The following is a 12,629-nucleotide window of genomic DNA, read 5'->3' as shown; positions in this document are numbered from 1 at the left end:
CTATACGGGGTGGCGTGTGGACATCACGACGAGCGCAGGATACCGAGGATCGCATGGCATGGGACGTGTTGTCTTGGCTTGCCGCAGCCCATGTCCGACTGGAGTGATGTCTCTCGACTCGGTTGCCTGCCATCGACTTGAGTGATGTGTCCAGCTGACCTGCGGGGCACTGGGGCCTCGATGGACACGGACCCTATTGGCGGGTTGGTGGGCGACTGAGTTTCCGGAAGTTCTTGTACCGGCTGGGAATTTCGATGAACCCTAGGTCGGTGTAGTGGTAGACATACTCTTCGTGTGCGACGGCGGTGATGGTCGTGTCCTCATCGACGGCGTCGATGACGGCTTGGACAAGTTGCGGGCGTAGGTCGTCGTGATCGGGTGCGACGTAGCAGGATTCGGTGTGCACGGTGCCGTCCCGCTTGACGAAGTGGACGATGAATCCGGCGACGGTGTTGTGGTGGTGCGCGACGATCCAGGTCTTTCCGGGATCGTCGTGGGGGGTGTCTCCGAGTTGCTTGGTGACTGCCCGGTTGGCGAGGTAAGGGCCTAGGGTTGGGTAGAACTCAGGGTCGGTGTTGGTGAGGGCGGTGAAGGTGTAGTCGCTGTTCACAGCCTCTTTCTGGCCGGTGGGTGTCATTCGGGTGCCTCGGAGAAGTCGCGGTCGCCGAACAATGCGGCCAGACCGGTGAGTTGTTTGAGTCGCAGCAGTTCATCAGCGTCCATGCCGATGTGACGCATGATCCAGGCATCGCCCATGCCGGCGTCGACGAGGTCTTGGACGATCGCGGTCATCAACTCGACGCCGTGAACGCCGCGGGCGCGGTTGTGCCGGATGGTCGAGGCCATCCGGTGGGAGATGTCGCCCTCGATGAGTACGACCGGGATCAGGCCCTTTTCACGGTCACGGATCCGTTTGCTGGTCGTCATTACCAGGTAGCGGTGGTAGCCGTCGACGATCTCGTAGGTGTCGTCCTCGGGGATGTGGCAGCAGACCACCGGCTGGGTGTAGCCGTCCTCCCAGATCGACAGCTCCAGAAGCTTGAATTCGGGTGGGGCGACGGAATTCGGGTTGTAGGCGTTGGCGCGGAGCTTGTCCAGGGGGATCGGGCGCACGCCGTAGACCGGGGACCGGAACGGTGTGGTGGCGGTGGTGGTCACAGGATCTCCTTGTATTTCGCGATGGCGGCTTTGCGGCGTTCGGTTTCGAGTTTCGTCGGCCCGAATCCCATGGTCTTGCAGCTCACGTCGTTGCGCAGGATGGTGATGACCTGGCGTTTGTAGGTGGGGGCCAGGGCGGTGGCGCTGATGGGCAGATCGTCGGGGTACTCAGCGAACTTGACCATCTCGGCAGGCTGGGAGCGTTTGCGGGCGTCGGTGGGTGGGCCGAGGTACTCCACGCCGGGGGTTCCGGCGTCACGCAGTTCGTGCACGTGCTGCACCGGGAGCGCAGCACCCCGGGTCCAGTACGTTTCGGAGGTGGCGAATTTCGCTTCGTAGCGTGCACGGATGTCCTCGGGCAGGGTCGTGAGCAGGAAGTCACGGTAGCTCTTCCACGTATGCCCCGGTGGCAGCGTCACTTTCCCGGCGCCCATGGCCGAGGTCCCGGCGTAGATCGCGGTGAAATTAACCCCGTTGACCCGGCCGACCAGTTTGACCCACAGCTCGGGCTCGATGACCCGGAACATTTTCAAGCTCTCGATGGCCTGCTGATGAAACGGGGAGGAGACCCGCATCGCATGCAGTGGGACACCGGCGAGGTGCATCAGGTCGTAGAGTCGGTTGTAGGACCAGCCGAAGCGTGCGTTGGCCACCCAAATATCCTCGGTCAGCCAGTCGTGGATCGGGTAGGCGTTCCAGACGCCGGTGTAGATGCGTGAAGTCCACCGCAGTCCCTGGTACATGGAGTCGTCAAGCTTGTCGGCGCGGTTGATCGCGGCCCACCGGTGCAGGGACTCCTGCTCACGGATCCCGACCAGGACCGCGGTCCGCTCCGCACGGGCACGCTGGTGCAGCCAGCGCGTCACCTGGGACTGGAAGGTGTAGTCACGCACGCCCCGGTACGCTGGGAACCCGGCTGGGATGTTGCCCTCGTGGATGACGCCGGGATGATCGGGAAGGTCCCGCACCCACAGGTCGCGGTCCTCCTCGGCCCAGGGCAGCCAGTGGTCGGTGGTCATGGTGACCGAGCAGCCCGCGGCGATCGGCAGGCAGATCCACACCGGGTCGATGACATCGAGATCGGAGGTCATGACTTGCGTGACGTAGTCGGTGGTGGCGCTGTACTGGGCTTCGTAGTCGATGTGCAGGACGGTGATCCGGCGGCCGGGGTGGTGCACGCGTGCGTAGTCGATGACGGCGTGCAGCATCACTGCGGAGTCCTTGCCGCCGGAAAACGCCACTACGAGATGCTCGAACTCGCCGAAGATGGTGGCCAGGCGTTCCTGCGTGGCGTCCCACACAGTTTTCACGAGTGTGGTGCTCCTTTCTCAGATCAGAGTTGGTCGTTGGGGTCGATACTGCGCCGCATCAGCTGCGCGAGCCAATCCTTGCGTTGTTGATTCTTCAGGATCATCCGGTCGATGCCGTGCTCGGACAGGTGGTGCGTGGAGTAGATGATGTCGCTGGTCTGCCCGATCCGCCGGATTCGTGAGGCGGCCTGGGTGGTGCGTCCGTAGTCGAAGGTCGGCGAGGCGAAGTGGGCGCGGGAGATGTGCTGGAGGTTGAGCCCGAAAGCTCCGACACCGTAGGTCAGCAGCAGCGGTACCCGCTCGGTACGGGACCGCTGGAACAGGATGTCGCGGTCGGCGGGGCTGTGCTCGCCGTTGACCAGCAGATGCGCCTGGCCCAGGGCATCAGCGATGAGGCGTTGTTCGTGCAGATAGTTGCAGAACACCAGACAATGTTGGCCGGCCACGGCCGCGGCGATGCTCGCGCATTTGACAGGGTCGTTCGCCGCGATCCGTGTCAGGTGGGAAAATAGCTGGTAGAGCACGATTTCCGAGCCCTGGCTGTCGTTCCATGCCTGCAGGAACTCATCGCGGGTCTGCTCGTATTCGGTGCGGGTCTTTTCCGAGGACGGATGCACGGTGTGCGCGTCGAGTTGGGTGACCCCCAACTCCAGGCGTGCCTCGAAAACATATGGTGCGATCAGCGAACGCAGATGCTTGACGTTGATCGTGGACGACTCGTACCAGATCCGCTCACTACCCCATTGGTCGACCACCCGGCATTCCCGGAAATAGCGTTTCCGGTAGGCACGGTCGTCGGTGGCGATGATCTTCGGTGACAGGAAGTCCATCTGCCTCTTGATGTCCCACAGATCCCGCGTCAATGGTGTGCCGTTGAGTACGAGGGCGTAGTCGGCGTGTTTGCGCAGCTCATACATGCGTGTAGTCCGTTTGGACTTCAAGTTCTTGATGAAGATCGACTCGTCTGCCACCACCAGCAGACGGGGCCGCTGCACCCATTCCAGGACTTCCAGCCAGGTCCGCCCGGACTGCGACAGGGTCTCGTAGCCGAGCACACGCACCGGCACCGGTGAACCCCACAGCGCGATCTCGGCTTCGATCGTCGCGGTGACCGAGCACGGCGCGACCCACAGCACCGCGTCCAGCTTCGCGGCGCGGTGGGCGATCAGATGCAGCGCCAGCCGCGTCTTGCCCATCCCCTGCTCCATGAACAGCGCCCCGACCCGCAGGCGAGCGAACTGCGCGAACGCCGCTTCCTGGGCACCGGTCAGCGGTGCGTCAGTCATCGAGGAGGTCATAGGGAATCACCACCTCGGTCACCGGCGCCACCGGATCGGGATCGACGGTTTCCACACCCCTGGTCGGGGTCGGCGTGATGTAAGCCCAAGGCCGGACCATGCCGACGAATTCCGGCGCGGGAAGCTCCACAACCGCGTCGTCGACGGTGTGCACGCGCACGGTGTGGTCGGCGGGCAGGCGCAGGGTCGACACGCCCTCGCGCTCCTCGACGAACCCGCGCGGCAGCCAGACCCGGGCCTGGGGCCAGCAGTCGGCGAAGCGGGGAAACCGTAGCACTCGGCGTGCCCCGTACTGGGTGGTGACCCGGCGCAGGTGGCATGCCTGGATCGGCAGTCGCAGCCATTCGGTCTGCTCGACTGCGAGGCACGGTCCCGGTTCGGGCAGCGGGTGCGCGCGGTCGGTGAACAGCTCCTGCGCGGTGACCACGACCGGTGCCTTGCCACCGCGCAGGGTGATGTGGGACTGGGTGCGGTCCAGGGTGATCCGCCGTTCGTGTTCACCCACCGCGGCGACCCGGAAATTCGGGACATCGAGGTGCAGGCCCTCCCAGCGCGAGCACCGCAGCACGATCCGCTGGGACTTCCCGGACGGATTGGCGGACACGTCGTCGGCGGCGACGATGACAATGTTGTGGCGCCCGGGCTGCCACACCGCGGGGACTTGCCAGCACGGGCCGGATTCGGGGGTGGGATGGCGGCGGTCGCGCCAGAGCTCCTCGGCGGTGATCCACTCGCTGTAGCGGCCGTCGGTGACCTCGCAGCGCTGCCGGGTACCGGGAGGGATCCTGACCGTGGCCACCTCGTCGTGGATGCCGACCCAGTCGGCCCACACCGACACGACGCAGCCTTCCCACCGGGACCGGTGCAACCGGATCCACACCTTCTCCCCGTCGCGACTCGTTTCCGCGGCCGCCACATCGAAGGTGTTGACCGCATCGGGGCGCCACACCTCAGGATCGGAGGTGAGGTGACGGGCGCCGAAGGCGTCGAGCAGACCCACCCTCACTACTCCGGCTCGGTCTCGCCCAAGACCTCGGGCAGGGGTCGGTCGAAAAGCTCAGGCCAGCGGCCGGTCGGCACGAAAATGTCGTGGACCCAGTGCCCGGGCCACACGATGTCGGGATAGGCCAGCTGCAGCGTTGACTGCCACAGCCCCCGGATGGCAGGCACACCGCTCTGCTCGGCCATCGCCAGCAGCACCCAGCCGAAGGGGTGGAATCCGTGCACGGTGTCAGCGTGGTCGAGCCACCAACGGCTCACCACGATCCCGCGATAGGCCTCGGCCACCAATTCGAAAACTGGCGTCCACGAATCGTGCGCCGACCAACCCGGGGTACCGCAGGGCCGCGATCCGTGGCCACGACGCGTCACGAGGTCGATCGCGGTCCGGCGAATGCCGATCGCCGCATCGATCTGACGGTCGGTACCGCCTTCCATCACAGGCAGGGGGTCGGTCACGAGCAGTCCTCCGAGGCGTAGAGATCGCGGTACTCACCGGGCGCGCACAAACTCACCAACACCCCGGTAGCGCCGTCGTTTCGCAAATCGATCCAGCGTTTGGCGCGCGTCTCGCGCAGCAGGATCGCCCGCACCCGCTCCCGAAGAGGGCCGGTATCACTGAAGCGGTGATCGACGTCGGTCAAGATCTGGTCCCGGATCGTGACCGCCCACGCGATCTGCTTATCGCTGCCGCTGGTGAATGCGGGAAGGTCGGCCTCGACAGCGCGTGCAGCCGAGGCCGTATTCTGCTCTGCGCGGTCACAATCCCAGCAGTCCTGCTCTGCGAGCCACTTTTCTTTGCTGGTGCGGTGTGAACGGTTGCCGAAGAGGTGATGCTCACGTTCGTGGCCGCATGCGTGCACGATGTGATGCCTACTCATCGCGACCACCGCCCCGGCCGGGGGGCCACCTGGTCGGTGAACTCGGAAGCGGATGCCGTACGCCTGCTGCGATCGGTTTCGCGCGGAGTGGCTGCTCGTCGAGTGGCGCCGTACCCATGTTCTACTGCGTACCAGGCCATTTGATCGACCTCCTGCTGTTGAGATAGGGGATTTTCGGCTTCTCGTGCGGTCTGGGTCTTCGCTCAGCCGCCGTCGGTGGTGCGGATATAGGAGTGATTGCAGGGCGCGCAGTGGTACCGGTGCACGATGAGCTCGTCGAAGCCGGTGCCGCGGAAGGCGACGGTGCCCGTCGTCGGTGGACGATCGCAGCGGGGGCACTGGTCGTAGTCCTCGGGCAGGAAAGTGATCGGCCGTGGCTCGGTCTCGACGTAGGTCGTTTTACAGTCCCCGCAGACGAGGGTGAAGCGGCGCGATGCGGTGATCAGGAGACGCGGCTCTTCGGTGCCCGAGACCGGGAGACCGCCACAGCGGGGGCAGTCGATAGCGGGAAGGTCGGCAGCATCGAGGGGGATCGGCGTCGGCCGCGGTGGGAGGCGGTAGGCATCGCCATCGGCGTGGGCGTAGAAGTAGGCCAGGCAGCGACACAGTCGGGCCCAGGCTCGGACGGCGCCACCTGTCGTGGACTTCATAGTGACCGCCTTCCTCATGGGGGTGGCTAGTGGGAGCGGGGATGTAGGTAGATTACTACCTAGCTAGGTAGAGTACAACCTATGGCGATGCGGATGACGTTTTCGATGGTGCGGGTGGCGCTCACATTGATGGACGCACCCGCCGCACAGCACTACGGGTACGCCCTGCGACGTCAGACCGGACTGGCTTCCGGTGTGCTGCACCCGATCCTCGGCCGCATGACCGCAGCCGGATGGCTTGAGGCCGCCGACGAACCGGTCGCCGATTCCGATGGCGATCGACCGCTGCGCCGCTACTACACCCTCACCGACGAGGGGCGCAGCGAGTTGACCGAGGTGCTGACGAAAGCACGTACCGATCGACGGTTCGAAACGCTGTTCAGCGCGTCCGAGGAGGAAAGTCTGAGGTGACGTGGTCGGGTCCGGGCGGCCGGACTTCGCCCGGTTGGATCGACGCCTGGATGCGGTACGGCCGAGCCGGACCTTGGCGGGAGATTTCGGTAGAGGTTGCCGGGCAGCGAGCCGTGCCCTGGTGCCCGGCAACCGCAGATGCCTGTCGGTTCAGGAGATGTTTCATCTGTTCTGTCCGCGGCAGCACGTTCGGTGTGTGAAGATCCAGGTTGACGCTACCGGGTGTATCGGGCTGACCGAGGATGTGGTGTTACCGCAGCCAGTGCATTGGTCCGCCGAGTTGCATCCCGACGAACGACGCGAAATTGGCTGTGTGGGCTGCGGCGCGGCGCTGGTCGAACTGGGCAGTGTCGTCGCGGGCGACCCGGTCACAGTGCAGCTGCAGCTGCAAGTGCTCGGCGATGTCGAGATTCGGGCCTACCCAGTACAGCATCGGATCGGCCGGCCGGTCGCCGGTGATCGAGTGCCGCAGGCGCAGGTAGTCGCCGATCACGAGCATGAGTTGGGCGTTGAGCTGATCGGCGTGGTCGACGATGGGTGGGTGGTGCTCCGGAGCCGGAACGCAGTGCTCGGTGAGTAGGGAACCAGCAACGCTGATCGCGGTGACTGCGCGATGGGAGCGGGTCAAGACCAGCACGGCGGGCGTCATGGTGGTGGTGGGCGTGGTCGAGCATGGCCAGGACCCCGCCGGCATCGTCGGGGTCCTGGGTCTGGTGTGGGTCGGGGTCGGGGCGTCGCCATCCGGCGCGGACGGCATTGAGTGCGCGGGTGTAGTTGGCGTCGGGGTGCAGGGCGCGGTAAGCGGCGATGTCGGCGCGAACGCGGTGACTACTCATCCGGATCTCCTCCGGCGGGGTGCCCACGTCACCCCGCGAAGTCGTCCCGGCCAGCCGGGTAGATCGGCCCCAGGTTGGGGAAAGGTGTTGTGGCACTTGCGACTATGGCCGTCTTGTCCTCGATGCCGGGTGATCACGTGGGGATCGGTGCGGCTCGGAGTCCGGACCGTGCACGGGCCCGGACGTCGATGCTACGCAGTCGGCGAGCGCCGCCTTCTGCTGGGGTGGGACGTGTTGTTTCGGCTGGTAAAGACGGATTTCGGGGTACGCGCTTCCTCGGTCGTGGCCGGGATGGGGGTCGTGTTGGACGCGGAACTGTTCCGGGTCTGCTGGTCGAGATCCTCGGGACGGACGTAGATATGGCGCCGGAAGCCGGATGATGGCTGGTTCGCCTCGATGTCGGTGGGGCCGGGCAAGCCGGTGGCCATCCGGTGCAGCTGTTCCAGATCGGCGCGGGCCTGGACGGGCAGGTGGTTTCGTTGCGTGGTCCAGGTCTTCTCGTCGAGCGTGAGTGGGGGACGCCCACGCAGTGCCAACGTGCTGTGGCCATCCGGGGCCCAGGTCCCTGCCGGTCCTGGGTTGGTTGGCGGGCTAGTGAAGCCAATAGCCGTACCAGTGTTCGCAGTCGTGCGCCGCCGGTGTTGACCAAGGATCGGGCAGCGGCAGGTCCGGGAGCCGTCGGGACATGCGGTTCAAGCCATGGTTGGCATTGCGCCAGGCGATGATTCGGCGGCGCTGAAGTGGTTGCAGGAGTTCGGTGAGCGCGGCGGGGCTGAGGGCGTCGCGGGTAGCGCGGCGTTCTTCGGCGGACAGCCAGTCCAGAGCGAACTCGCCGACCAGCTCCACGGATCCGGTGATGTTCTCGGCTGGCACCTCAACGCCGCCGAGACCGGCGACGAACTGTACCGGCCCGATGCCGGGATCTCCATCGGGATCGGCGCGCCCGACATGCCCACCGCACTGGCTAGGCTACGGTCGCTCGATGCCGCAAGACCTGCGGATCTTCTCTGTGGGCTGGGACGAGGGCCGCGTGCTCGCGGTGCACCGCTTCATCCCCTGCGTGCGCTCTGTGCTGGAGGCTGGGACCTACGGAGGGACGGTCACCTCTGAGATGCTCGACTTCATCAAGATGGTGCTCTCCGTCCGGTTCGACCTCTGACGACTCCGGCCGGGCGCGCCGCCCCGGGCATACTGAGCGGGAACATGTCGGTCGCTTGAGCGACTCTGAAGGCGAACCCACCCCGGCCGGAGGAGAGATCGAACATGGCCGCGCCCGAGACCCGATGAACAGCCGACAGTACGGCTCGTCGTGCACTGCCATCGTCGGTGCCATGGCTGGCTGCTCTCGGCGGCCTTGGTGAGTGCTGACATCGGCCTGACTTGCGCTGCCAGGGAACGCCGAGCAGCGTGCGGTCGCCGGGTCAGGCGGTGATGTCGATCGGACTCCAACTCGTCCAGGCGCGGCAGCATCTTGGGGTCGACCGAGAGACTGAGCGGCAAGGTGGAGCGAGATGCTATGCAGGGGAGATACTCCAGTGATCCAACGAGCAGATTCGGGTGTCTTCACCGCTGACCCGGAGATCTCGACCGCGCCGGCGGTCTACGATGTTGCTGTTGTGCGTGCCAGCCAGCTCGACCACCCGGGCGAGTTGTGGTCGGAACACCTGCGCGAGGCAGTCGACCGGCCGCAAAGAGCGCAGCTCCGTGAGCTTCCGACGCCGGGCCCGGGCGCGGCGGCTATGCGCATGGTTCGCGATCCGGACCCGGGCGAAGAGCTTGTTTCCTTGCTCGAAACGCGTGTAGCGCAGGTGAATTCGGTTGGGAAGCAGGTAAGACGGATAGCGGTCTTCGGTTCGGACACCGTTCCTCACGCCTGTGACGGCGAGCCGGGGAAGGCGCACTATTGCGGATCGCAGTCCGATCGCTGCGGTGCTGCGATTCGGCTGGCATCAGCGGCGCCATCGAGGTCGAGCAACACCTCTTCGGCGCAGTCCTCGACCCACACCCCTCACGCCTGCCGGTCGATCCCCAGGAAAATCCTGTCGCCTTGGCCTTACAGATCGTCTGCCACGACCACCAGCAGGCCCTCACGGGCTCTGAACCTGGAATCCTCTCGTTTGGGTTTGTCCTGGTTCAGTGGTCGGGGTTTGGGCGCGCAGGGCCGGGCAGGAAGGTCAAGGACGGATACATCGATTCAGGTGAGCACTGGCCGGGTTTGCTGAAGAAGATCACTTCGGGGTTCATGCTGGGGAATGCTGTTGCAGCGGTGGTCTTCATCAACTCGATCCCGGTGGTGTCGATGACGTAGGCGATGCAGTCGAGCTCGGCGATGCTGAACTTGCGGTCGCCGTTGAGGATCTGATCGAGCAGTTCGGCCCCGAGACCGGACCGGATGGCCAGCTCCGTCCGGTCGAGACGATGGTGAGCGAGCTTGTCGTGGATGCGCTGGTTCAACGCCTCGAGGAAAATCGGCTCCCACATAAGCACAGGCTATCGTGCTCTATGTCCGGTACGGACCCGCAATCGATACCGCGCTATGACCTGGAAATACCCGACACCGTTGCCATGAATGCCGCGGGAACAGCCCATTGCGGTTCGAATCGGCCGATAACAGCGATCATCGGCGTGGTTTCGGTGCCGGGTTCGTTTGTTGGTTAGGAGGTTGGGCCGAGGTCGGCGACCGGATTCCCGAGTGGGGTTGATGGTGTGGCGGCAGTGAGTTCTTCGCCGGGTACGGATGTGTCCACGCTGACGGCCGCGTGTGGTTGGTGGGCGGCGAGTATCGCAGGGTGAGGTGGGGTGGAGTCGATTCCTGTTTGGTCTGCTGCGGCAGTGGCGGTGGGGTCGATGTAGATGTTGAGGATGTCGGCGATGTGGTGACGTAGTTGGTTGGCGGGAATGTTGTCGAACCGGTGGAGGACCCCGCCTCGGCCGGAGGCGTAGTCGTAGCGGCGGATCTCGAGTCGGCCTTCCAAGGTGCCGGCGACTCGGATCTCGTTTTCCCATCGGCCCGATCGGTGACAGAACCGGAACCCGCTGTGGAGGGTCTCAGCGGGTGAGGCGCCTGCAGCGCGCAGACAGATCAGCGCCGCGTTCGGGGTCGGTGTGTCGGTGAGTGCGCAGAGCAGGGCCGCTCGGCCACCGTCCACGGTCGCGGGATCGATCAGTGTCGGCTGGTGGTCGGTCCATGGCAGCCACGATGGATAGTTCTGCGCCCAGTCGGGTGTTGGTGGTGCGTACATCCTTACCCGTGGGTTCGGCGGCGGCGGAGAGACGGGTTGGTCGGTTGCGGCCAAGGTGAGGTTGTCTGCCAGGTATATCAATGCGTCGACATCGGGATCGACGAGGTCGATCGTTCCGATAATTCGACAGTCTGCATCGACGATATCTCTCGTGCGGGCGATGCCTTCGATGATGTCGGGGTTGGCGCCCATCAGGTACGCGGCGCGTGCGCTGACGTGTTCGTGTAGGTCGGACACGCGGTGGGTGAGGTCGTAGTTGCTGCGGTCCGGGGTCGCGGGATCGGTGATCGCGCGCGCGAAGTCGGTCAGTTGGTTACGGGCTAGCAGGTCGGTGTGCTGGGCCAATAGCGTGCGGATCGTGGCGTTGGGCGTCATGGACTGTCCTCGGACTCAGAGGCTTGGGGGCATGATGTTCAGCGTTTTCGGGGTAGAGGCTAGGTGTGTGGTCGTGGTCGTGGCTGGGTGAGTCATACCGGGGGCGTGCGCAAGTGATGCGGAATGGACGTTGTCAGCTGACTGTGCAGTAGCCCCGACCCTCAGCTTGGTGGTTTTTAGGGTTGGTCAGTTTTCGGGTAGGAGTGCGCGGATTGCGGGATCGGTGGGTGGCCAGAGTGGTTTGGCCATATCGGTGATCCAGTCGATGTAGTGCTGGTGTAGGTGCGCGCTCGCGGTCTCGAGTGCTGGTTCGGAGATTTGGAGGGCCTCGAGCACGTTGTTGGCTTGCTCTGGGTGTTGTTTCTGGTTCCAGGTGAGGTGGTAGTCAGCGAGGATGCGGGCCGCGAGCAGGACGCCGTCCAGTCTCGGGTATCGGCGCAGAAGCTCACGGCTGACGGCGTTGCCGTCTTCGAGGAACGGCACATGTAGCAGCCCGGCGTCCAGGTCGCGTAGGTGTGCTGCGGCCAGGCGCTGGGTGCTCCACTCGGTGACGTCGTCGGTGTCGGCGTGGGTGAGGTAGGTTTCACGCCAGTTCAGCAGGGTAGGGCGCGTCAGACCAGTCAGTTCGGCTGCGCGACGCACTGAGGGGGTGGACACGTCTCGTCCTGACGGTGGCGTCGGACGCCGGTCGAAGTGTGCACGGTCCGCGCCGATTTGGCGGGCTGTGTCCAGCAGTTCGCCAACTTCGCGGCGCACCGCCGAAGCGTAGGTCTCCGCGGCGGCGAGTAAGCCCGGGATTGTGCGCAGCCGGTCCTCGATTTCGGTGGCGGCTTCGGTGGCGTAGTGGATCCCGGTGATCCGTGCATCGCTGTCATCAGTGAGGTCGGGCATTCTGGGGAGTCCTTTCTCGGGTCGGGTGCGGATGGTTTTGGTGTTGCGAGGAAATGGTTGTAAAGCTACTATACCATCGTGGTATAGTAGCTTTACAACTTGCGTCCCGTATTTATCGCCGGAGGAATTATGAATCACTCCAACACCTCTCGACGCCACCCGCACATCGGTCGCCACCTCGCCTACCACACGTTGGCACCGTTGCGGATAGTCGGGCGGATATCGTCCCGCGCGCTGATGGGACTGTGCCTGCTGGCCGCAGTGGGCATGGGTGTGTTGTCGCTGTTCGTACTGACCACCGACCGCGACACCGTGCACCGGGTGGCGGTCCTCGCGGCCCCGGCATCAGCCACCAGTCACACGCCCGAACATGTCCAGGACGCCACCATGGGCGGCCCTTCGCCGCAGTACCCTGACTTCGCTGTGAGCGCGCCGAGGGCACAGTGGCCCTTCGCCGACACCGCCACCACGACCACTGGGGCTCTCCGTCTGGACTTAGCTGGAGCCAGCGGCTGGCGTCTGGACATCTAGCTCCAGTTCGACCCGCCCGCGACCGGCTACCTCCATCTGCTACCGCT

Annotated in this window: 17 protein-coding genes; 3 read left to right on the top strand and 14 right to left on the bottom strand. The window is 64.9% G+C overall.

The window, feature by feature from the left end; genetic code table 11:
* Window positions 1-193 precede the first annotated feature (193 nt).
* The 8 genes from ACL02S_RS22850 to ACL02S_RS22815 all read right to left on the bottom strand — a co-directional run bounded on the left by ACL02S_RS22850 (window position 194) and on the right by ACL02S_RS22815 (window position 6,296).
* A complete protein-coding gene (locus tag ACL02S_RS22850) occupies window positions 194-637 on the bottom strand; it encodes a hypothetical protein (RefSeq protein ID WP_412804544.1) in 444 nt (147 codons plus the stop codon).
* The gene (locus tag ACL02S_RS22845) at window positions 634-1,158 is read right to left on the bottom strand and encodes an IbrB-like domain-containing protein (protein WP_412804543.1); all 525 of its coding nucleotides are present in this window, start codon (window positions 1,156-1,158) and stop codon (window positions 634-636) included. The genes ACL02S_RS22850 and ACL02S_RS22845 overlap by 4 nt, the downstream gene beginning before the upstream one ends.
* The gene (locus ACL02S_RS22840) at window positions 1,155-2,468 is read right to left on the bottom strand and encodes a DUF3440 domain-containing protein (RefSeq protein WP_412804542.1); all 1,314 of its coding nucleotides are present in this window, start codon (window positions 2,466-2,468) and stop codon (window positions 1,155-1,157) included. The genes ACL02S_RS22845 and ACL02S_RS22840 overlap by 4 nt, the downstream gene beginning before the upstream one ends.
* 23 nt (window positions 2,469-2,491) lie before the next feature.
* Window positions 2,492-3,754, bottom strand: a complete 1,263-nt coding sequence (locus tag ACL02S_RS22835) for an SNF2-related protein (RefSeq protein WP_412804541.1) — start codon at window positions 3,752-3,754, stop codon at window positions 2,492-2,494.
* On the bottom strand, window positions 3,747-4,766 hold the full coding sequence (locus tag ACL02S_RS22830) for a hypothetical protein (protein WP_412804540.1): 1,020 nt from the start codon (window positions 4,764-4,766) through the stop codon (window positions 3,747-3,749). The genes ACL02S_RS22835 and ACL02S_RS22830 overlap by 8 nt, the downstream gene beginning before the upstream one ends.
* A gap of 5 nt (window positions 4,767-4,771) precedes the next feature.
* Window positions 4,772-5,224, bottom strand: coding sequence for a hypothetical protein (locus tag ACL02S_RS22825; protein WP_412804539.1), 453 nt, complete (start codon window positions 5,222-5,224; stop codon window positions 4,772-4,774).
* Window positions 5,221-5,646 carry a hypothetical protein gene (locus ACL02S_RS22820; RefSeq protein ID WP_412804538.1) on the bottom strand — a complete coding sequence of 142 codons (426 nt, stop codon included), beginning with the start codon at window positions 5,644-5,646 and terminating at the stop codon, window positions 5,221-5,223. Before ACL02S_RS22820 ends, ACL02S_RS22825 begins: the two co-directional genes overlap by 4 nt.
* 203 nt (window positions 5,647-5,849) lie before the next feature.
* Window positions 5,850-6,296, bottom strand: coding sequence for a hypothetical protein (locus ACL02S_RS22815; protein ID WP_412804537.1), 447 nt, complete (start codon window positions 6,294-6,296; stop codon window positions 5,850-5,852).
* Window positions 6,297-6,377: 81 nt separating this feature from the next.
* Between ACL02S_RS22815 and ACL02S_RS22810 the strand changes: the two genes are divergently transcribed.
* Window positions 6,378-6,707: a PadR family transcriptional regulator gene (locus ACL02S_RS22810; RefSeq protein WP_412804536.1), complete on the top strand. Its 330-nt coding sequence runs from the start codon at window positions 6,378-6,380 to the stop codon at window positions 6,705-6,707.
* Window positions 6,708-6,957: 250 nt separating this feature from the next.
* Here the strand turns inward: ACL02S_RS22810 and ACL02S_RS22805 are convergent, their stop codons facing one another.
* From ACL02S_RS22805 to ACL02S_RS22795, 3 genes are all read right to left on the bottom strand, one after another.
* The gene (locus ACL02S_RS22805; RefSeq protein WP_412804535.1) at window positions 6,958-7,401 is read right to left on the bottom strand and encodes a hypothetical protein; all 444 of its coding nucleotides are present in this window, start codon (window positions 7,399-7,401) and stop codon (window positions 6,958-6,960) included.
* Between the two features lie 333 nt (window positions 7,402-7,734).
* The gene (locus ACL02S_RS22800) at window positions 7,735-8,079 is read right to left on the bottom strand and encodes a hypothetical protein (protein ID WP_412804534.1); all 345 of its coding nucleotides are present in this window, start codon (window positions 8,077-8,079) and stop codon (window positions 7,735-7,737) included.
* A 55-nt stretch (window positions 8,080-8,134) separates the two neighbouring features.
* Window positions 8,135-8,416, bottom strand: a complete 282-nt coding sequence (locus tag ACL02S_RS22795; protein WP_412804533.1) for a hypothetical protein — start codon at window positions 8,414-8,416, stop codon at window positions 8,135-8,137.
* 109 nt (window positions 8,417-8,525) lie between these two features.
* Between ACL02S_RS22795 and ACL02S_RS22790 the strand changes: the two genes are divergently transcribed.
* Window positions 8,526-8,702 carry a hypothetical protein gene (locus tag ACL02S_RS22790; protein ID WP_412804532.1) on the top strand — a complete coding sequence of 59 codons (177 nt, stop codon included), beginning with the start codon at window positions 8,526-8,528 and terminating at the stop codon, window positions 8,700-8,702.
* Between the two features lie 974 nt (window positions 8,703-9,676).
* Here ACL02S_RS22790 and ACL02S_RS22785 read toward each other — a convergent pair.
* The 3 genes from ACL02S_RS22785 to ACL02S_RS22775 all read right to left on the bottom strand — a co-directional run bounded on the left by ACL02S_RS22785 (window position 9,677) and on the right by ACL02S_RS22775 (window position 12,051).
* Window positions 9,677-10,024 carry a hypothetical protein gene (locus ACL02S_RS22785; protein WP_412804531.1) on the bottom strand — a complete coding sequence of 116 codons (348 nt, stop codon included), beginning with the start codon at window positions 10,022-10,024 and terminating at the stop codon, window positions 9,677-9,679.
* A 173-nt stretch (window positions 10,025-10,197) separates the two neighbouring features.
* The gene (locus ACL02S_RS22780; RefSeq protein ID WP_412804530.1) at window positions 10,198-11,160 is read right to left on the bottom strand and encodes a hypothetical protein; all 963 of its coding nucleotides are present in this window, start codon (window positions 11,158-11,160) and stop codon (window positions 10,198-10,200) included.
* A gap of 186 nt (window positions 11,161-11,346) precedes the next feature.
* Window positions 11,347-12,051 carry a hypothetical protein gene (locus ACL02S_RS22775; protein WP_412804529.1) on the bottom strand — a complete coding sequence of 235 codons (705 nt, stop codon included), beginning with the start codon at window positions 12,049-12,051 and terminating at the stop codon, window positions 11,347-11,349.
* Window positions 12,052-12,180: 129 nt separating this feature from the next.
* Between ACL02S_RS22775 and ACL02S_RS22770 the strand changes: the two genes are divergently transcribed.
* Complete coding sequence (locus tag ACL02S_RS22770) at window positions 12,181-12,582, top strand: hypothetical protein (protein WP_412804528.1); 402 nt, start codon at window positions 12,181-12,183, stop codon at window positions 12,580-12,582.
* Window positions 12,583-12,629: the final 47 nt, after the last annotated feature.

This window comes from Nocardia spongicola (assembly GCF_047200775.1).
Classification (GTDB): domain Bacteria; phylum Actinomycetota; class Actinomycetes; order Mycobacteriales; family Mycobacteriaceae; genus Nocardia.
The sequence above is the reverse complement of the archived record's forward strand: the minus strand, read 5'-3'. Positions and strand labels throughout refer to the sequence as shown.

Bases quoted from the DNA above. Each gene is read 5' to 3' on its own strand.
- ACL02S_RS22850 (WP_412804544.1), bottom strand. From the start codon at position 637: ATGACACCCACCGGCCAGAAAGAGGCTGTGAACAGCGACTACACCTTC.
- ACL02S_RS22835 (WP_412804541.1), bottom strand. From the start codon at position 3,754: ATGACTGACGCACCGCTGACCGGTGCCCAGGAAGCGGCGTTCGCGCAG.
- ACL02S_RS22820 (WP_412804538.1), bottom strand. From the start codon at position 5,646: ATGAGTAGGCATCACATCGTGCACGCATGCGGCCACGAACGTGAGCAT.
- ACL02S_RS22815 (WP_412804537.1), bottom strand. From the start codon at position 6,296: ATGAAGTCCACGACAGGTGGCGCCGTCCGAGCCTGGGCCCGACTGTGT.
- ACL02S_RS22810 (WP_412804536.1), top strand. From the start codon at position 6,378: ATGGCGATGCGGATGACGTTTTCGATGGTGCGGGTGGCGCTCACATTG.
- ACL02S_RS22805 (WP_412804535.1), bottom strand. From the start codon at position 7,401: ATGCCGGCGGGGTCCTGGCCATGCTCGACCACGCCCACCACCACCATG.
- ACL02S_RS22790 (WP_412804532.1), top strand. From the start codon at position 8,526: ATGCCGCAAGACCTGCGGATCTTCTCTGTGGGCTGGGACGAGGGCCGC.
- ACL02S_RS22785 (WP_412804531.1), bottom strand. From the start codon at position 10,024: ATGTGGGAGCCGATTTTCCTCGAGGCGTTGAACCAGCGCATCCACGAC.
- ACL02S_RS22780 (WP_412804530.1), bottom strand. From the start codon at position 11,160: ATGACGCCCAACGCCACGATCCGCACGCTATTGGCCCAGCACACCGAC.
- ACL02S_RS22775 (WP_412804529.1), bottom strand. From the start codon at position 12,051: ATGCCCGACCTCACTGATGACAGCGATGCACGGATCACCGGGATCCAC.
- ACL02S_RS22770 (WP_412804528.1), top strand. From the start codon at position 12,181: ATGAATCACTCCAACACCTCTCGACGCCACCCGCACATCGGTCGCCAC.